Origin of the sequence: Streptomyces ambofaciens ATCC 23877 (assembly GCF_001267885.1) — a bacterium.
In the GTDB taxonomy this organism is placed as follows: Bacteria; Actinomycetota; Actinomycetes; order Streptomycetales; family Streptomycetaceae; genus Streptomyces; species Streptomyces ambofaciens.
In genome coordinates this window covers 6,295,015-6,312,023 of record NZ_CP012382.1, presented here as the reverse complement: position 1 = coordinate 6,312,023, position 17,009 = coordinate 6,295,015, and the positions used below count along the sequence as shown (strand labels likewise).

Here is a 17,009-nt window from a genome sequence, read left to right as displayed (position 1 = left end):
GATGAAGCACCGCGGCAGACACCGCCGACGCAGGCGGAGCCGGGCGCTGCGCGCGGCCCTGGCCGGTGCGGCCCTCGCGCTGACCGGCGCCGCCACGATGATCAGCGCCTCGCAGGCCACGGTCGCCGACGACCCCGGCGCCCTCAAGCCCCTCACCGCCCCCGCCGAGACCGCCGCCCTGCGTCTGACCGAGCACCGGGTACCGCGCCCCTGGCTCGACCGGCTCTCCGACGCGATGGGTGAACCGGTGGGCGTCTCCACCGTCCTCGGGTCCGCCGACCACACGCTGCGCGACGCCGCCGAGTGCGCGACCGAGGAGCGGGAGGCGCTGCCGGTCCTCCCCGCGGCCACCCGGGCCTACTGCTGGGACCGGGGCGACACCGAGGGCTGGCGGCCCGGCGCGGTCACCACCTCCGGGGACGCCGACGCGGACGGCCGCTGGGGCGCCCACCGCGTCGTCCTCTCCGCGTGGACCCGCGACGACGGCACGCCCGAGGGCGGCCTCGCCCGGGTCTCCTTCGTCGACGCGGACGCTCCCGACCGGCTCGGCTACGCCTCGGCCCTCCTCGCCGTCCCCGTCGACCGCGGCCACGACTACCGGGGGCTCGCCTCCCCCGTCTCCGGCATGGTCTGGTACCAGGACAAGCTGCTGGTCACCACCGGCGCCGGTGGTCGCGAGGCGCTGTACGTGTACGACATGGACCTGATCCAGCGCGCCACCACCGAGGCGGACGCGGTCGGCCGGGTACCCGGAGGCTGGGCGGCGGCCGGCCACCGGTACGTCCTGCCCGCAGTCGCCTCGTACCGGCTCTCCGACACCTCCGGCGCGGCGCGCCCCGCCGCGATCTCCCTGGACCGCGGCACGGTCCCGGGCAGCCTGGTGGCGAGCGAGCGGGTGCCCGACGACGGCGACCGCCCCACCCGCCTCTGGCGTTACGCGTTCAGCGCCGACCCCGCCCGCGCCGGACTGCCGGCCGTGGACTCCGCGGGACACGTCGACGCGGTGGAGGCGTACGAGACCGGAGCGGCCGAGGTGGGGGGCGTGCTCTCGCACCGCCCGCCGGGCGCGGCGCGACCCGACTGGTACCTGGCCCGCGCGGCCGGCGGACAGGACGGGCGCGGGACCCTCTGGCGCCAGGACGCGGACGGAGCCCGGGCCGCGGAGTGCGGGGCGGACCGCTCGCAGCGGTGCTGGAGCGGACAGGCGGGCTCCCTGTCGTACTGGGCCGCGACCGGTGAGGTCTGGTCCCAGTCGGGCCGCATGCTCTTCGCGCTGCCGCTGACGTCGGTCGAGGACGCGCTCGACTGACGCCACTCCCGGGACCGGGCAGGTGGGAAGCCGGGAGCCGGGAAGCCGGGGATCGACAGATCCGCCGAGCGGATGGTTCCCTGACCGGCATGACCAACATCGCCGTGACCACCTGGTCCCTGGAGCAGACGGCGCCGACCGACCTGCTGCCGGCCGCCGCACCGGAGGGGGACGTCCGGATCGTCCGCTCCGAGGTGCCCTCCCCCGAGTTCAGCCGCTTCCTGTACGCCTCGGTGGGCGGGGACATCCGCTGGACGGACCGGCTCGGCTGGAGTCACGCGCGGTGGCGGGAGCACCTGGAGCGGCCCGGAGTGGAGACCTGGGTCGCCTACGACCACGGCACCCCCGCCGGGTACGTGGAGCTGTCGTCCGGCGACGACGGGGTCGTGGAGATCGAGTACTTCGGCCTGATCCCGGCCTTCCGGGGCCGGCGCATCGGCGGCCACCTGCTCTCGTACGGTGCCGCCCGCGCCTGGGACCTGGCGGACCGCTGGCCGGGCCTGGCCACGACCAAGCGCGTGTGGCTGCACACGTGCAGCAAGGACGGCGCGTTCGCGATGGACAACTACCAGCGTCGCGGCTTCCGCCTCTTCGACACCAGGGTCGAGGAGGAGCCGGACGTCGCCACCCCCGGACCCTGGCCCGGAGCGTTCCCCGCCTGACCAGGCGCCGACCAGCATGTGACCCACAACACCCTTGTCTCGCTGTACGAGACAAGGGTGTCTGCATCGTGGACAAAGCTGGACGGTGTTCAGATCGTCGTGCCAGGCTTCCGTCATGCCTGGAACTGGAATTGCCTTGGTGAGTCGGCGGCACGTCGACCTCGGCCGCATGTCCAGCGCCATCTGTCCGGGCCGCTGAGAGCCTCCTCCAGCACTACCGGATCCCCGCAGTCGCCTCATTCCCGCGCAACGCCGCGCACCCATGCCCGTGCGCGCACACGCGCAGGTCAGAGCCGCATTTCCGCCTGCCCAGAAGGACGTGTCAACCATGGCCGCCACGCCGCCGAATCCTGCTGCCGCGACCCCCCGCCGCAAGGTGAGCCGTCACCGCGGCGAGGGCCAGTGGGCGGCCGGTCACTTCACCCCGCTCAACGGCAACGAGCAGGTGAAGAAGGACGACGACGGTCTCAACGTACGGACACGTATTGAGACGATCTACTCCAAGCGCGGTTTCGACTCCATCGACCCCGGCGACCTGCGCGGACGCATGCGCTGGTGGGGGCTGTACACCCAGCGCAAGCAGGGCATCGACGGCGGAAAGACGGCCGTCCTGGAACCGGAGGAGCTGGACGACAGCTACTTCATGCTCCGTGTCCGCATCGACGGCGGCGCCCTGACCACCGCCCAGCTGCGCGTCATCGGCGAGATCTCGCAGGAGTTCGCGCGCGGCACGGCCGACATCACCGACCGGCAGAACGTCCAGTACCACTGGATCCGGATCGAGGACGTCCCCGAGATCTGGAACCGCCTCGAGGGCGTCGGCCTGTCCACGGTCACCGCCTGCGGCGACACGCCCCGCGTGATGATCGGCTCCCCGGTCGCGGGCATCGCCGAGGACGAGATCATCGACGGCACGCCGGCCCTGGAGGAGATGAAGCGCCGGGTCCTGAACAACCCGGCGTACTCGAACCTGCCGCGCAAGTTCAAGACCGCGATCTCCGGATCGCCGGTGCTGGACGTGGTGCACGAGATCAACGACGTGGCCTTCGTCGGCGTCGAACACCCCGAGCACGGGCCGGGCTTCGACCTGTGGGTCGGCGGCGGCCTGTCCACCAACCCCAAGCTGGGCGTGCGCCTCGGGGCCTGGGTGCCGATCGAGGACGTGCCGGACGTCTACGAGGGCGTCATCTCGATCTTCCGCGACTACGGCTACCGGCGGCTGCGCAACCGCGCCCGCCTGAAGTTCCTGGTCGCCGACTGGGGCGCGGAGAAGTTCCGCCAGGTGCTGGAGGACGAGTACCTGAAGCGGAAGCTGACCGACGGCCCGGCGCCCGCCGACCCCACCAGCCGCTGGCGTGACCACATCGGCGTGCACCGGCAGAAGGACGGCCGCTTCTACGTCGGCTTCGCCCCGCGCGTCGGCCGCGTCGACGGCACGCTCCTGACCAAGGTCGCCGACCTGGCGGAGGCGCACGGCTCGGGCCGGGTGCGCACCACGGTCGAGCAGAAGATGATCGTCCTCGACGTCGAGGAGGGACGGGTCGACTCCCTGGTCGAGTCCCTGGAGGCGCTCGACCTCACCGCCCGGCCCTCCACCTTCCGGCGCGGCACCATGGCCTGCACCGGCATCGAGTTCTGCAAGCTCGCCATCGTCGAGACCAAGGCGCGGGGCGCCTCGCTGATCGACGAGCTGGAGCGCCGGCTCCCGGACTTCGACGAGCCCCTCACCATCAACCTCAACGGCTGCCCGAACGCGTGCGCCCGCATCCAGACCGCGGACATCGGCCTCAAGGGCCAGCTGGTCCTGAACGACCGGGGCGAGCAGGTCGAGGGCTACCAGGTCCACCTGGGCGGCGCCCTCGGACTGGAGCCCGGCTTCGGCCGCAAGGTGCGCGGCCTCAAGGTCACTGCGGAGGAACTGCCGGACTACGTGGAGCGCGTGCTGAAGCGCTACGAGGCCGAGCGCGAGGACGGCGAGCGCTTCGCCACCTGGGCGGCCCGCGCCTCCGAGGAGGCCCTGTCATGAGCGAGCGTGCCGCGCCGTTCTACTGCCCCTACTGCGGCGACGAGGACCTGCGCCCGCACGAAGAGGGTCACGGCGCCTGGGAATGCGGGGCGTGCAACCGCGCATTCCAGTTGAAGTTCCTCGGGCTCCTCGCCCGGGGTCTTCAGCCCAACTCCACGGGAGGGGAACCGATATGACGGTGGTTCAGGAAGAGCGTACGACCGAGGAACTCAAGGCGCTCGCCGAGCGGGCGGGACGCGAGCTGGAGGACGCCTCCGCGCTGGAGATCCTCCGGTGGGCGGCCGAGACGTTCGGCAGCCGCTTCTGCGTCACCTCGTCCATGGAGGACGCGGTCGTCGCCCACCTCGCCTCCCGCGCCCTGCCCGGCGTGGACGTGGTGTTCCTCGACACCGGCTACCACTTCCCGGAGACCATCGGCACCCGGGACGCGGTCGAGGCCGTGATGGACGTGAACGTCATCACGCTCACGCCCCGGCAGACGGTCGCCGAGCAGGACGCCGAGTACGGCCCCGAGCTGCACGACCGCGACCCCGACCTGTGCTGCGCGCTGCGCAAGGTCAAGCCGCTGGAGGAGGGCCTGAAGGGCTACCAGGCCTGGGCGACCGGCCTGCGCCGCGACGAGTCCGAGACCCGGGCGAACACCCCCGTGGTCGGCTGGGACGAGAAGCGGCGGAAGGTGAAGATCTCCCCCATCGCGAAGTGGTCACAGGAAGACGTGCAGACGTACGTCGACGAGCACGGCGTCCTCACCAACCCGCTGCTGACGGACGGCTACGCCTCCGTGGGCTGCGCGCCCTGCACCCGCCGCGTGCTGGAGGGCGAGGACGCCCGCGCGGGCCGCTGGGCGGGCCGCTCCAAGACCGAGTGCGGACTGCACGGCTGACATGACGACGACCACTGAGATTCAGGAGAACCCTGTGACGACCGGAGCCACCGTCTGGCTCACGGGTCTGCCCAGCGCCGGCAAGACCACCATCGCCCACGAGCTGGCCGGCCGCCTGCGCGCGGAGGGCCGGCGCGTCGAGCTCCTCGACGGCGACGAGATCCGCGAGTTCCTCTCGGCGGGCCTCGGCTTCAGCCGCGAGGACCGGCACACCAACGTGCTGCGCATCGGCTTCGTCGCCGAACTGCTCGCCCGCAACGGCGTCACCGCGCTGGTCCCGGTCATCGCCCCGTACGCGGACAGCCGGGACGCCGTCCGCAAGCGGCACGAGGCGAACGGCACGGCGTACGTGGAGGTGCACGTGGCGACTCCGGTCGAGGTCTGCTCGGTGCGCGACGTGAAGGGCCTGTACGCCAAGCAGGCCGCGGGCGAGCTGACCGGGCTCACCGGCGTCGACGACCCGTACGAGGAGCCCGTCGCCCCCGACCTGCGCATCGAGTCGCAGGACCAGACTGTCCAGGAGTCCGCCGCGGCGGTCCACGCCCTGCTCACCGAAAGGGGACTGGCATGACGACGACCGTCGCAGCGGTGGAGGAGGGCACGGCGGGCCCGTACGCCCTCTCCCACCTCGACGCCCTCGAATCCGAGGCGGTGCACATCTTCCGCGAGGTCGCGGGCGAGTTCGAGCGGCCGGTGATCCTCTTCTCTGGCGGCAAGGACTCCATCGTCATGCTGCACCTGGCGCTGAAGGCGTTCGCCCCGGCGGCCGTGCCGTTCTCGCTGCTGCACGTGGACACCGGGCACAACTTCCCGGAGGTCCTGGAGTACCGCGACCGCGCGGTGGAGCGGCACGGGCTGCGTCTGCACGTCGCCTCCGTGCAGGACTACATCGACCGGGGTGTGCTCAGGGAGCGTCCGGACGGCACCCGCAACCCGCTGCAGACCCTGCCGCTGACCGAGAAGATCCAGGCGGAGCGGTTCGACGCGGTCTTCGGCGGCGGGCGCCGCGACGAGGAGAAGGCCCGCGCCAAGGAGCGGGTGTTCTCGCTGCGCGACGAGTTCTCCCAGTGGGACCCGCGCCGCCAGCGCCCCGAGCTGTGGAACCTGTACAACGGCCGGCACGCCCCCGGCGAGCACGTCCGCGTCTTCCCGCTCTCCAACTGGACCGAGCTGGACGTGTGGCAGTACATCGCCCGCGAGGGCATCGAGCTGCCGGCCATCTACTACGCGCACGAGCGCGAGGTCTTCGCCCGCGCCGGCATGTGGCTGACCGCCGGCGAGTGGGGCGGGCCGAAGGAGGGCGAGACGGTGGAGAAGCGGCGGGTCCGCTACCGCACCGTCGGCGACATGTCCTGCACCGGAGCCGTCGACTCCGACGCCGACTCGATCGAGAAGGTGATCGCCGAGATCGCCGCCTCCCGGCTCACCGAGCGCGGCGCCACACGCGCCGACGACAAGATGTCCGAGGCCGCGATGGAAGACCGCAAGCGCGAGGGGTACTTCTAGCCATGACCAGCACCACCGAACCCGTCGAGCCGCTGTCGGTCGAGCAGTTGTCCGAGACCACCCTGCTGCGGTTCGCCACCGCCGGGTCCGTCGACGACGGCAAGTCCACCCTGGTGGGCCGTCTGCTGCACGACTCCAAGTCGATCCTCACCGATCAGCTGGAGGCCGTGGAGCGCGCCTCCGCCAGCCGCGGCCAGGAGGCCCCGGACCTCGCGCTGCTCACCGACGGTCTGCGCGCGGAGCGCGAGCAGGGCATCACCATCGACGTGGCCTACCGCTACTTCGCCACCCCGCGCCGCCGGTTCATCCTGGCCGACACCCCGGGGCACGTGCAGTACACCCGGAACATGGTCACCGGCGCCTCCACCGCCGAGCTGACGGTGATCCTGGTCGACGCCCGCAACGGCGTGGTCGAGCAGACCCGCAGGCACGCCGCGATCGCCGCCCTGCTGCGGGTCCCGCACGTCGTCCTCGCCGTCAACAAGATGGACCTGGTCGGCTACCGGGAGCCCGTGTTCGCCGCCATCGCCGAGGAGTTCACGGCGTACGCGACCGAGCTGGGCGTCCCGGAGGTCACCGCGATCCCCATCTCGGCGCTCGCGGGCGACAACGTGGTGGAGCCGTCGGCGGTCATGGACTGGTACGGCGGCCCCACCGTGCTGGAGCACCTGGAGACCGTCCCGGTCAGCCACGACCTGGCGCACTGCCACGCCCGGCTGCCCGTGCAGTACGTGATCCGGCCGCAGACCACCGAGCACCCCGACTACCGCGGCTACGCGGGCCAGATCGCCGCGGGCACCTTCCGCGTCGGCGACCCGGTCACCGTGCTGCCCTCGGGCCGCACCTCGAAGGTGTCCGGCATCGACGTGCTGGGCGACCCGGTCGACGCCGCGTGGACGCCGCAGTCGGTGACGCTGCTGCTGGAGGACGACATCGACGTCTCGCGCGGGGACCTGATCGTCCCCACCAAGGACGCCCCCGCCACCAGCCAGGACGTCGAGGCCACGGTCTGCCACGTCGCCGACGCGCCGCTCACCGTGGGCCACCGCGTGCTCATCAAGCACGGCACCCGCACGGTCAAGGCGATCGTCAAGGACATCCCGGCCCGGCTCACGCTGGACGACCTGTCCCTGCACCCGCACCCCGGACAGCTCGTCGCGAACGACATCGGCCGGGTGAAGATCCGTACCGCCGAGCCGCTGCCCGCGGACTCCTACGCCGACTCGCGCCGCACCGGTTCGTTCATCCTGATCGACCCGAGCGACGGCACCACGCTCACCGCCGGGATGGTCGGCGAGTCCTTCGCCGCGCCGGAACCGGTCAAGGACGCGGCGGACGACGACGGGTGGGACTTCTGAGCATGCGCTCCCCCGACTTCTCCCCCACGTTCGCCGAGGAGGGCGGCCGCGTCGGCAGCGGCGCCCTCGGCCGGGGGTCCCCCCGCACGGACTTCGGGGGAGGGCTGGGCGGCGTCGGGCGATGTGCGCGGTGACGTACGCGCACCGCTCGCGCGCCCGCACCTCCCACCCGCACTGCCGAAGACCCGCCGACCTCCCGGCCACGACCTGACACCTCGGCCCACCGACAGGCGTGACCGCCGGGCCGACGAGAGGAAAGCCTCCCGTGCCTGCCAACACCGCTCTGCGCCGCACCCTCGCGGTCATGGCCGCTCTGCCGCTGCTCGCGCTCGCCGCCTGCGGCTACGGCTCCCAGGCCAAGGACGACGACACCGTGAAGGTGGCCGCCGGCGCCGAGAAGATCGACGGACTGGACTCCGTCCGCATCGGCTACTTCGGCAACGTCACCCACGCCACGGCCCTGGTCGGCAACCGTAAGGGCTTCTTCCAGAAGGCGCTGGGCGCCACCGAGGCCAAGTACGCGACCTTCAACGCCGGCCCGTCCGAGATCGAGGCGCTGAACTCCGGTTCCCTCGACATCGGCTGGATCGGCCCCTCCCCCTCGATCAACGGTTACACCAAGTCGGGCGGGAAGAACCTGCGGATCGTCGGCGGTTCGGCCTCGGGCGGGGTGAAGCTGGTGGTGAACCCCGAGAAGATCAAGTCGCTGAAGGACGTCGAGGGCAAGCGCATCGCCACCCCGCAGCTCGGCAACACGCAGGACGTGGCGTTCCTCAACTGGGTCGCCGAGCAGGGCTGGAAGGTCGACGCGCAGAGCGGCAAGGGCGACGTGACGGTCGTGCGCAGCGACAACAAGGTCACGCCCGACGCCTACAGGGCGGGCTCCCTGGACGGTGCCTGGGTGCCCGAGCCGACCGCGTCCAAGCTGGTCGCCGAGGGCGGCAAGGTGCTGCTGGACGAGTCGACGCTGTGGCCGGACGAGAAGTTCGTGATCACGAACATCGTCGTGTCGCAGAAGTTCCTCGAGGAGCACCCGAAGGCCGTCGAGGCCGTGCTGAGGGCCTCGGTCGACACCAACGAGTGGATCAAGGCCAACCCGGACGAGGCGAAGGCCGCGGCCAACGAGCAGCTGGAGAAGGACACCGGCAAGGCGCTGCCGGCCGACGTCCTGGACCCGGCGTGGCAGTCGATCGAGGTCACCGACGACCCGCTGGCCGCCACCCTCGACGCCCAGGCCGAGCACGCAGTGAAGGCGGGCCTGCTGGACGAACCCGACCTGCAGGGCATCTACGACCTCGCGCCGCTCAACAGGGTCCTGGCGGCCAAGGGCCGGCCCGCGGTCGACGACGCCGGTCTCGGCGCGAAGTAGCCCGGATTCCGACCACTCCCAGGAGGTGACGACCATGGCCACGACCACGACCCTCGCCAAGGCCGACGAGAGCACCGCGGCGGTCACGCACGCCGCGCGGATCGAGCACGTCTCGAAGTCGTTCCCGGGCCCCGCCGGGCAGCAGCTCGTGCTGGACGACATCACCCTCGATGTCGCGCCCGGCGAGTTCGTCACCCTCCTGGGGGCCTCCGGCTGCGGCAAGTCCACGCTGCTGAACCTGGTGGCGGGGCTGGACAGGCCGAGCGCCGGCGCGATCTCCACGGACGGGCGGCCGGCCCTGATGTTCCAGGAGCACGCCCTGTTCCCGTGGCTGACCGCGGGCAAGAACATCGAACTCGCCCTGAAGCTGCGGGGCGTGCCGAAGTCCGAGCGCCGCGACAAGGCGGAGGAGCTGCTCGGACTCGTCCGGCTGAAGGGCGCCCACGGCAAGCGGGTGCACGAGCTGTCGGGCGGTATGCGCCAGCGGGTCGCGCTGGCCCGGGCACTCGCCCAGGAGAGCAGTCTGCTGCTGATGGACGAGCCGTTCGCGGCGCTGGACGCCATCACCCGGGACGTGCTGCACGACGAACTGACCCGGATCTGGCGCGAGACGAAGCTGTCCGTCCTGTTCGTCACGCACAACGTGCGCGAGGCCGTGCGGCTCGCCGAGCGGGTGGTGCTGCTCTCCTCCCGCCCCGGGCGCATCGCCCGCGAGTGGACGGTCGGCATCCCGCACCCGCGCCGCATCGAGGACACCGAGGTGGCGGAGCTGTCCGTCGAGATCACCGAAGAACTGCGTGGGGAGATCCGCCGCCATGGCCAGCACTGACACGACCCGCCCCGCGAAGGACGGGGGCGATCTCGCCGGTCTGGAGGCGGGCCTGGACGCGCTGGAGACGGTGCAGCAGCGCCGCAGGCCCTTCCGGCAGACCTTCGTGGAGAAGATCCTGCCGCCCACCCTCGCCGTCCTGCTGGTGCTGGCGGTGTGGCAGGGGCTCGTCTCCTTCGAGATCGTCGACGACCCGACCAAGCTGCCGGCCCCCTCCGCCGTGTGGGACGTCGTCCACCAGGCCTGGCTCCAGGGCGAGCTGCTCGGCTACATCTGGACGAGCGTCTCGCGCGGCCTGTCCGGGTTCGTGCTGGCGCTGCTGATCGGCACCCCGCTGGGGCTGCTGGTGGCGCGGGTGAAGTTCGCGCGGGCGGCGATCGGCCCGATCCTGTCCGGCCTCCAGTCGCTGCCGTCGGTGGCCTGGGTGCCGCCGGCCGTGATCTGGCTGGGTCTGAACGACAAGATGATGTACGCCGTCATCCTGCTCGGCGCGGTGCCGTCCATCGCCAACGGCCTGGTGTCGGGCGTCGACCAGGTGTCCCCGCTCTTCCTGCGCGCCGGCCGCACGCTGGGCGCGACGGGCCTGAAGGGCACGTGGCACGTCGTGCTGCCGGCCGCGCTGCCCGGTTACGTCGCCGGTCTGAAGCAGGGCTGGGCGTTCTCCTGGCGGTCCCTGATGGCCGCCGAGATCATCGCCTCCTTCCCCGACCTCGGGGTGGGCCTCGGGCAGTTGCTGGAGAACGGCCGCAACGCCAGCGACATGGCCATGGTCTTCGAGGCCATCCTGCTGATCCTGACCGTCGGTATCGCCATCGACCTGCTGATCTTCAGCCCGCTGGAGCGGTGGGTGCTGCGCAGCCGCGGCCTGCTGGTGAGGAGCTGACAGCGAGCATGTCCGCGCCGGTCCTTCTGGTCATCGCCCACGGCAGCCGCGACCCGCGGCACGCCGCGACCGTGCACGCCCTGGTCCGCCGGGTCCGGGCGCTGCGCCCCGACGTCCGCGTGGAGACCGGTTTCCTGGACTTCAACGTGCCCTCGGTGCAGGGCGTGCTGGAGTCCCTGGAGACGGAGGGCGTGCGGGACGTGGTGGCGCTGCCGCTGCTGCTGACCCGCGCCTTCCACGCCAAGGCGGACATCCCGGCGGTCCTCGCGGACGCGCCGCCGCGCCTGCGGATCCGGCAGGCGGACGTGCTCGGCCCCTCCCCCCTGCTGCTGTCGGCGCTGGAACGGCGCCTGTACGAGGCGGGCCTGACGCCCGCCGACAAGTCCTCGACCGGGGTCGTGCTGGCCTCGGCGGGGTCCTCCGACCCGGAGGCGATCGCAGTGATCGCAGAAATCGCGCGGGAGTGGCGGCACACCGGTTGGTGCGCCGTGCGGCCTGCGTTCGCCTCCGCATCCCTTCCCCGCACCGAGGACGCCGTGCGGGAACTGCGGGAGCTGGGCTGCCCGCGCGTCGCCGTCGCCCCCTACGTCCTGGCCCCCGGGTTCCTGCCGGACCGCATCGCGCGGGGCGCGGCCGAGGCCGACGTACGGGCGGAGGTCCTCGGCCCCTCGCCGGAGGTGGCGCGGGTCCTGCTGGAGCGGTACGACCAGGCGCGGGTGCCGGTGCTGACGGCGGTGGGGGCCTGAGCTCGCGTCCGCGCCTCGCGTCCGCACCTCGCGTCCGTACTGATCCGGAGGCCGCCGGCCGCGCGCGCTAGGCGGCGGTCATCTCCACCAGCTTGACGACGGTGTTCCAGTTGCGGGTGGTGGCGGTCAGGCCCTTGTTCACGCGGGGCTTGGCGAGGGCCTCGGCGAGCTTGGAGCGTCCGAGGCCTTCGGGCGCGTACAGGTAGAGGGCGCGGTCGCCGAGGCGGAACTCCTCGGGGAGGAAGCCCGCCCGGTCGATCGCCGCGAAGCGCTCCTCGGCCACCGGCGCGGAGAAGTAGGTGACGTGGAGCTGCTTGGCCTCCAGGTCGGCGGCCGGGAACGGGCAGGCCTGCGCGATCCCCTTCAGGTAGGCGTGGTCGCGGACGAGCACGTCCACGGTGAAGCCGAAGCGCTTCTCGATCGCCGACGACAACTCGGCGGCCAGGGACTCCGCGTCGCCACCGTCGGACGCGAACACGGCCTGGCCGCTCTGGAGATAGGTGCTCACGCGGTCGTGGCCGAGGCTCGTCAGGAGCGCGCGCAGCTCCGCCATCGGGACCTTCTTCGCGCCGCCCACGTTGATCCCGCGCAGCAGCGCCGCGTACATCGTCGTCATGCGCACACCATAAGGGGGCCGTCGTGCCCCGTGGGGGTGGGCACGACGGCCGCGCCCGCGCGCCGAGCGGACGTGCGCGCCACTCTCGCCGATACGGTGCGCGTGCTTCAACCACTACACGCGTCTGTGACTTGTTCAACAAGACTTCGAAAGAGGCGGGGTGGGCACCGCGCCCTGATCAACACCCCGAGCGGTCCCGGTAGATGTAGGGGGCCATGTCCTCCTCAGCGGTGAGGAACGTCGGTACGGGGGGATGAGCCGGCGCCGCCGCGGGTCACCGGGGAGCACGACGAGATGGCTTTATCCGGCCCCTACCTTCGAGAGGAAAGGTGGCGGCAGGGGGCTGTCACCGCTCACAAGGGGGCAAGCCCGTCATGGGGAACGGAGAAACACGGGTGCGGGGCATGGCCGCCCGGGCCGGCGGCTGGAGCGCCCGGCACCGATGGGCTGCCGTCGGGATCTGGGTACTGTTCGTCGTCCTGGCGATGGGGCTCGGCTCGGCGGCCGGGCGGGTCGACGTCAAGGACAGCGACCAGCTGAGCGGTGAGACGCACACCGCCGCGAGGATCATCGAGGACGCCGGGATCGAGGAGCCGGCGAGCGAGACCGTCCTGGTGCAGGCGAAGGACGGCGGGACGAAGGCCCAGGACGCCGAGTTCCGGGCCGCGGTGGCCGCGGTGATGGCGGCGGTGGAGGAGACCGGGGAGGTCACCGGCGTGACCTCCCCGTACGACACGAAGACGATCTCGAAGGACGGCCGCAGCGCGCTGGTCCAGTTCGACATGCGCGGCGAGTCGGACACCGCGGGCAAGCGGGTCGAGCCGGTGCTGAAGGCCGTCGAGGGCGTCCAGGAGGAGCACGGCTCGCTGCGGATCGAGGAGATCGGCGGCGCCAGCATGATGAAGACGTTCGACGACGCGTTCGGCGACGACTTCAAGAAGGCCGAGTACTCCGCGGTGCCGGTGGCCCTCGGCATCCTGCTCGTCGCGTTCGGCGCGCTGGTGGCGGCGCTGGTCCCGGTGGCCCTGGCGATCACCGCGATCATGGCGACGATGGGCCTGATGGGCCTGGTCAGCCACTTCCAGCCGATGAGCGAGACCGCCAACTCGGTGATGCTGCTGGTCGGTCTGGCCGTCGGCGTCGACTACTGCCTGTTCTACCTGCGCCGCGAACGCGAGGAGCGGGCCGCCGGGCGGGACGCTCGAACGGCGCTGCGGATCGCCGCCGCCACCAGCGGCCGGGCGATCGTCGTCTCCGGCGTCACGGTGTGCGTGGCGATGGGGGGCATGCTGTTCACCGGCATCGCCGAGTTCGAGGCGATGGGTCTGGCCTCGCTGATGGTGGTCGCGGTCGCGATGGTCGGTTCGGTGACGGTGCTGCCCGCGCTGCTCTCCCTGCTGGGCGAGCGGGTCGAGAAGGGCCGCGTCCCGTTCCTGCGCCGGCGCCGCCGGAACGGCGCCGCGGAGGGCAGCCGGTTCTGGACGGCCGTCCTGGACCGTGTGCTCGCCAAGCCGCTGCTCGCCGCCGCCGTGGCGACCGGCGCGCTGCTGGCCGTCGCCGCGCCCGCGCTCGGCATGAAGACGCAGAACCTGACGCTGGACCAGGAGTTCGGCGACTCGCTGCCGATCGTGCAGACGTACAACCGCGTCAACGAGGCCTTCCCCGGCGGTTCCGACCCGGCCGAGGTGGTCGTGAAGGCCGACGACATCAACGCGCCCGAGGTGCGGGAGGCGCTCGCCGAGTTCCGTGAGCGGGCGGTCGGTTCCGGTGCCTCGCGCGGCCCGGTCGACGTCGTGATGCACGACGAGCGGAACGTCGCCCTGGTGTACGTCCCGCTGGTCGGCGGCTCCGACCTGGACAAGGCGGGCGAGAGCCTGGACAGGCTGCGCGAGGAGGTACGGCCGGCGACGCTCGGCGAGGTCGACGGGGTCGAGGCCCCGATCACCGGTCAGGTCGCCGGCTCGAAGGACTTCAACGACCAGATCGTCGGGTCGGTCCTGCCCGTCTTCGTGTTCGTGGTGATCTTCGCCTTCGCGCTGATGCTGCTGTCGTTCCGCTCGCTGACGATCGCGCTGACCTCGATCGTGCTCAACCTGCTGTCGGTGGGCGCGGCCTACGGCATCCTGGTCGCCGTCTTCCAGCACGGCTGGGGCGCCTCGCTGGTCGGCGCGGAGGGGGTGGGCGCCATCATCTCCTGGCTGCCGCTGTTCCTCTTCGTGATCCTGTTCGGCCTGTCGATGGACTACCACGTGTTCGTGGTGTCCCGGATCCGCGAGGCGCGGCTGCGCGGGCGGACCACCGGGGACGCGATCCGGCACGGGGTGGTCACCACGGCCGGTGTCGTCACCAGCGCCGCGGTCATCATGGTCGCCGTGTTCGCCATCTTCGGCACGCTGTCCATGCAGTCCATGAAGCAGATGGGCGTGGGCCTGGCGGCGGCGGTGCTGATCGACGCGACGGTCATCCGGGGCGTCCTGCTGCCGGCCGTGATGGCTCTGCTCGGCGAGCGCAACTGGTACCTGCCGAAGTGGCTGCACCGGCTGCCCGACCTCACCCACGACGAGACGCCCGAGGCGGTCGCGCCCGCGGTCCGGGACGACGAGGGCGAACGAGGGGAGCGGGGCGAGAGGATCGGGGTCTGAGTGTCCCCGGTACCCGGCCGAGGGCCCGTCGGTTCCACGGAACCGACGGGCCCTCGGCCTTCCCTCCCACGCCGCGGTCAGGTCCTCGCCGCCGCCAGCTCCGCCTCGATCAGGTCGGCGGCCCGCCGGGTGCCGCCCTCCCGGGCCATCCCGGCCTGGATCTCCTTCAGCCGCCGGGCCACCTCCGGGTCCTCGACCAGGGCGAGCCCGGCGGCGCGCAGCGCCTCGGCGGTGGCTTCCTCGGTGGGCAGGTGGCGGCCCACGCCGAGCCCCTGGAGCATGTCCGCGTTGCCGAACTGGTCCACCGCCTGCGGTACCGCCACTATCGGCGTGGCGGTGGCGAGGCCCTCCTGGCTGCCGCCCGCGCCCGCGTGCGTGACGAACAGGTCAGCCTGCTTCAGGATCGCCAGCTGCGGCACCCAGGAGCGGACCTCCACGTTCTCCGGTACGTCGCCCAGCTCGGCGGGGTCGACGTGCCGGCCGACCTGGAGCACCACGTGCCAGCCGGGCAGCGCGCCGAACGCCTCGACGCACGCCCGGTAGAACGCCGGCCGCTTGGTGAACGAGGACCCGAGCGAGACGAGGACGACCTTCTCCGCGCCCTCCGGACGCCGCCAGTCGCCCTCGGCGGCGCGGTCGCCCTGGCAGGCACCGACGAAGGTGTGCGTCTTCTCGTCGACCCGGTCGGCGTGCGGCTGGAGCGCCTTCGGGATGAGGACCAGCGACCGGTCGGGACGGCCGACGAAGGGGTCGGGGTCCTCGGTGATCCCGTTCTCCTTCAGCCAGCCACGGAAGCGGGCGTCGTACGCCCGGCCGCGCTCGGTCTTCAGCGGCTCCTCCCACGTCGGCCGGCCGACCTCCTCCTCGTACCCCTCCCAGGCGACCAGGTTCGGCGAGAGCGAGACGGCGGGAACGCCCCAGCGATGGGCGAGGACGCGGGCCGGGTAGGAGGTGATGTCGTGCAGGACCAGGTCCGGCTCGTCGCCCTCGTACGCCGCGATGAGCTGCGGGAGCGCCTGGATCGCGTCGTCGAGGAACGGCTCGACGTTGTCCAGCGGTGTGGTCCCCCACGCGTCCGGGTCGGCGTCGGGGCCGGGCAGCGTGCTGTTCCACAGCTTGGGTTCGGCGCCCGTCTCGGCGACCTTCTCGGCGAAGAGCGGCGGGATCGCGTAGGTCACCCGGTGCCCTCGCGCGACGAGTTCCCGGATCACTTCCAGGCTGGGGTTCACGTGACCGTGCGCGGCGATGGAGAACATCGCGATATGAGCGGGATCGTGCATGTGCGGAGCGTAATCAAGACGATACGTCTCGTGCAAATCACCTCTTCTCACGACGCCAGCTCCTCGTGCAGCCGCAGCCACCGCGCCGGCGCCACCTCGCCGACGAGCACCCCGGGGTCCAGCCGGGCCGCCCGGAACGCCGCGTCCACCCGGCGCCTGGGGTGTGCCCGGCGCAGGGACGCGTGCAGCGAGCCGCCGACTCCGGAGAAGCCCAGCTCGACCAGGTCCCGCCAGCCGTGCTGGGCGGCACCGGTGAGCAGCGGGGTGGCGCGGCGCTCGATACGGAGGACGCCCGCGTCGACGCGGGGCGCCGGCCGGAAGCCGTAGCGGCTCACGCGTCCCACCAGGCGCCACTCGTGGTGGGGCCAGGTCCGTACCGTCAGCAGGGTCCAACGGCCGTAGTCGCCGGTGCGTTTGCGTGCGTACTCGAGCTGGGTGATCAGGGTGGCGTCGGTGAGGGCCGGCGCGCCGAGGCACCAGTCGACGATGTCCGCCGTGCGGGAGAAGGGCACGTTCCCGGCGACGGAGAACGGCGTGCGCGGAGGCCGCGCGGCGAGGAAGTCACCGGCGACCACGCGGACATGGGGTGCGGCGGCGAAACGGGTGCGCAGCCCGGGGACGAGCCTGGAGTCGATCTCGTAGGCGTGCAGCTCCCGGCTGCGGCGGGCGAGCGGCTCGGTGAGGGCGCCCTTGCCGGCGCCCACTTCCAGGACGAGCGGCGGGTGCCGACGGTCGGGGGCGGTCAGCCGGGCGACGTGTGCGGCGGCGGCGCGGTCGGCGAGGAAGTTCTGCGAGAGCGTGCGCGCACGCTGGGTGGGGCGGGCCATGGCCTGCGGTCCTTGTCTTCCGTGCAGGGGAAAAGGGCAGCCGAGGGCCCTGACCGGAAGACGAGGGGAAAAG

18 protein-coding genes are annotated in these 17,009 nt (G+C 72.2%); 15 read left to right on the top strand and 3 right to left on the bottom strand.

Annotation, left to right across the window (positions count from 1 at the left end):
- The first annotated feature begins 1 nt into the window (after position 1).
- From SAM23877_RS27675 to SAM23877_RS27620, 14 genes are all read left to right on the top strand, one after another.
- Positions 2–1,309 (top strand): hypothetical protein, encoded by a 1,308-nt coding sequence (locus SAM23877_RS27675; protein ID WP_053139002.1) that lies wholly within the window; start codon positions 2–4, stop codon positions 1,307–1,309.
- An 89-nt stretch (positions 1,310–1,398) separates the two neighbouring features.
- Complete coding sequence (locus tag SAM23877_RS27670; protein WP_053138999.1) at positions 1,399–1,971, top strand: GNAT family N-acetyltransferase; 573 nt, start codon at positions 1,399–1,401, stop codon at positions 1,969–1,971.
- A gap of 115 nt (positions 1,972–2,086) precedes the next feature.
- A complete protein-coding gene (locus tag SAM23877_RS42135) occupies positions 2,087–2,170 on the top strand; it encodes a putative leader peptide (protein ID WP_309475039.1) in 84 nt (27 codons plus the stop codon).
- A 129-nt stretch (positions 2,171–2,299) separates the two neighbouring features.
- Entirely contained in the window at positions 2,300–3,997 is a 1,698-nt protein-coding gene (gene sirA / locus SAM23877_RS27665; protein ID WP_053138997.1) for a sulfite reductase SirA, read from the top strand.
- Positions 3,994–4,173 (top strand): hypothetical protein, encoded by a 180-nt coding sequence (locus SAM23877_RS27660; protein ID WP_053138995.1) that lies wholly within the window; start codon positions 3,994–3,996, stop codon positions 4,171–4,173. The genes sirA and SAM23877_RS27660 overlap by 4 nt, the downstream gene beginning before the upstream one ends.
- Entirely contained in the window at positions 4,170–4,880 is a 711-nt protein-coding gene (locus tag SAM23877_RS27655) for a phosphoadenylyl-sulfate reductase (RefSeq protein ID WP_053138994.1), read from the top strand. The genes SAM23877_RS27660 and SAM23877_RS27655 overlap by 4 nt, the downstream gene beginning before the upstream one ends.
- A gap of 1 nt (position 4,881) precedes the next feature.
- Entirely contained in the window at positions 4,882–5,451 is a 570-nt protein-coding gene (gene cysC / locus SAM23877_RS27650) for an adenylyl-sulfate kinase (protein ID WP_079030478.1), read from the top strand.
- The gene (cysD, locus tag SAM23877_RS27645) at positions 5,448–6,386 is read left to right on the top strand and encodes a sulfate adenylyltransferase subunit CysD (RefSeq protein WP_053138990.1); all 939 of its coding nucleotides are present in this window, start codon (positions 5,448–5,450) and stop codon (positions 6,384–6,386) included. The genes cysC and cysD overlap by 4 nt, the downstream gene beginning before the upstream one ends.
- Positions 6,387–6,388: 2 nt before the next feature.
- Entirely contained in the window at positions 6,389–7,744 is a 1,356-nt protein-coding gene (locus SAM23877_RS27640; RefSeq protein WP_053138988.1) for a sulfate adenylyltransferase subunit 1, read from the top strand.
- Positions 7,745–7,746: 2 nt separating this feature from the next.
- Positions 7,747–7,878, top strand: a complete 132-nt coding sequence (locus SAM23877_RS41830) for a hypothetical protein (protein WP_280518079.1) — start codon at positions 7,747–7,749, stop codon at positions 7,876–7,878.
- A gap of 131 nt (positions 7,879–8,009) precedes the next feature.
- Positions 8,010–9,113 carry an aliphatic sulfonate ABC transporter substrate-binding protein gene (locus tag SAM23877_RS27635; protein WP_053138986.1) on the top strand — a complete coding sequence of 368 codons (1,104 nt, stop codon included), beginning with the start codon at positions 8,010–8,012 and terminating at the stop codon, positions 9,111–9,113.
- 34 nt (positions 9,114–9,147) lie between these two features.
- Positions 9,148–9,942, top strand: coding sequence for an ABC transporter ATP-binding protein (locus SAM23877_RS27630; RefSeq protein ID WP_053138984.1), 795 nt, complete (start codon positions 9,148–9,150; stop codon positions 9,940–9,942).
- On the top strand, positions 9,929–10,825 hold the full coding sequence (locus SAM23877_RS27625) for an ABC transporter permease (protein WP_053138983.1): 897 nt from the start codon (positions 9,929–9,931) through the stop codon (positions 10,823–10,825). Before SAM23877_RS27630 ends, SAM23877_RS27625 begins: the two co-directional genes overlap by 14 nt.
- 8 nt (positions 10,826–10,833) lie before the next feature.
- Positions 10,834–11,571 carry a sirohydrochlorin chelatase gene (locus SAM23877_RS27620; protein WP_053138981.1) on the top strand — a complete coding sequence of 246 codons (738 nt, stop codon included), beginning with the start codon at positions 10,834–10,836 and terminating at the stop codon, positions 11,569–11,571.
- 67 nt (positions 11,572–11,638) lie between these two features.
- On the opposite strand, the gene SAM23877_RS27615 is transcribed toward SAM23877_RS27620, so the two are convergent.
- A complete protein-coding gene (locus tag SAM23877_RS27615) occupies positions 11,639–12,187 on the bottom strand; it encodes a DUF1697 domain-containing protein (RefSeq protein ID WP_053138979.1) in 549 nt (182 codons plus the stop codon).
- A gap of 374 nt (positions 12,188–12,561) precedes the next feature.
- On the opposite strand from SAM23877_RS27615, the gene SAM23877_RS27610 reads away from it, so the two are divergent.
- Positions 12,562–14,829 (top strand): MMPL family transporter, encoded by a 2,268-nt coding sequence (locus SAM23877_RS27610; RefSeq protein ID WP_053138977.1) that lies wholly within the window; start codon positions 12,562–12,564, stop codon positions 14,827–14,829.
- 77 nt (positions 14,830–14,906) lie between these two features.
- Here the strand turns inward: SAM23877_RS27610 and mgt are convergent, their stop codons facing one another.
- Both mgt and erm(O) read right to left on the bottom strand, forming a co-directional pair.
- On the bottom strand, positions 14,907–16,160 hold the full coding sequence (gene mgt / locus SAM23877_RS27605) for a macrolide-inactivating glycosyltransferase (protein ID WP_053138975.1): 1,254 nt from the start codon (positions 16,158–16,160) through the stop codon (positions 14,907–14,909).
- Positions 16,157–16,936: a 23S rRNA (adenine(2058)-N(6))-methyltransferase Erm(O) gene (erm(O), locus tag SAM23877_RS27600; protein WP_053138973.1), complete on the bottom strand. Its 780-nt coding sequence runs from the start codon at positions 16,934–16,936 to the stop codon at positions 16,157–16,159. Before erm(O) ends, mgt begins: the two co-directional genes overlap by 4 nt.
- Positions 16,937–17,009: the final 73 nt, after the last annotated feature.

What these genes read in the sequence shown, in the direction of transcription:
- SAM23877_RS27675 (WP_053139002.1), top strand. Translation starts at nt 2, where the DNA reads ATGAAGCACCGCGGCAGACACCGCCGACGCAGGCGGAGCCGGGCGCTG.
- SAM23877_RS27670 (WP_053138999.1), top strand. Translation starts at nt 1,399, where the DNA reads ATGACCAACATCGCCGTGACCACCTGGTCCCTGGAGCAGACGGCGCCG.
- SAM23877_RS42135 (WP_309475039.1), top strand. Translation starts at nt 2,087, where the DNA reads ATGCCTGGAACTGGAATTGCCTTGGTGAGTCGGCGGCACGTCGACCTC.
- sirA (WP_053138997.1), top strand. Translation starts at nt 2,300, where the DNA reads ATGGCCGCCACGCCGCCGAATCCTGCTGCCGCGACCCCCCGCCGCAAG.
- SAM23877_RS27660 (WP_053138995.1), top strand. Translation starts at nt 3,994, where the DNA reads ATGAGCGAGCGTGCCGCGCCGTTCTACTGCCCCTACTGCGGCGACGAG.
- SAM23877_RS27655 (WP_053138994.1), top strand. Translation starts at nt 4,170, where the DNA reads ATGACGGTGGTTCAGGAAGAGCGTACGACCGAGGAACTCAAGGCGCTC.
- cysC (WP_079030478.1), top strand. Translation starts at nt 4,882, where the DNA reads ATGACGACGACCACTGAGATTCAGGAGAACCCTGTGACGACCGGAGCC.
- cysD (WP_053138990.1), top strand. Translation starts at nt 5,448, where the DNA reads ATGACGACGACCGTCGCAGCGGTGGAGGAGGGCACGGCGGGCCCGTAC.
- SAM23877_RS27640 (WP_053138988.1), top strand. Translation starts at nt 6,389, where the DNA reads ATGACCAGCACCACCGAACCCGTCGAGCCGCTGTCGGTCGAGCAGTTG.
- SAM23877_RS41830 (WP_280518079.1), top strand. Translation starts at nt 7,747, where the DNA reads ATGCGCTCCCCCGACTTCTCCCCCACGTTCGCCGAGGAGGGCGGCCGC.
- SAM23877_RS27630 (WP_053138984.1), top strand. Translation starts at nt 9,148, where the DNA reads ATGGCCACGACCACGACCCTCGCCAAGGCCGACGAGAGCACCGCGGCG.
- SAM23877_RS27625 (WP_053138983.1), top strand. Translation starts at nt 9,929, where the DNA reads ATGGCCAGCACTGACACGACCCGCCCCGCGAAGGACGGGGGCGATCTC.
- SAM23877_RS27620 (WP_053138981.1), top strand. Translation starts at nt 10,834, where the DNA reads ATGTCCGCGCCGGTCCTTCTGGTCATCGCCCACGGCAGCCGCGACCCG.
- SAM23877_RS27615 (WP_053138979.1), bottom strand. Translation starts at nt 12,187, where the DNA reads ATGACGACGATGTACGCGGCGCTGCTGCGCGGGATCAACGTGGGCGGC.
- SAM23877_RS27610 (WP_053138977.1), top strand. Translation starts at nt 12,562, where the DNA reads ATGGGGAACGGAGAAACACGGGTGCGGGGCATGGCCGCCCGGGCCGGC.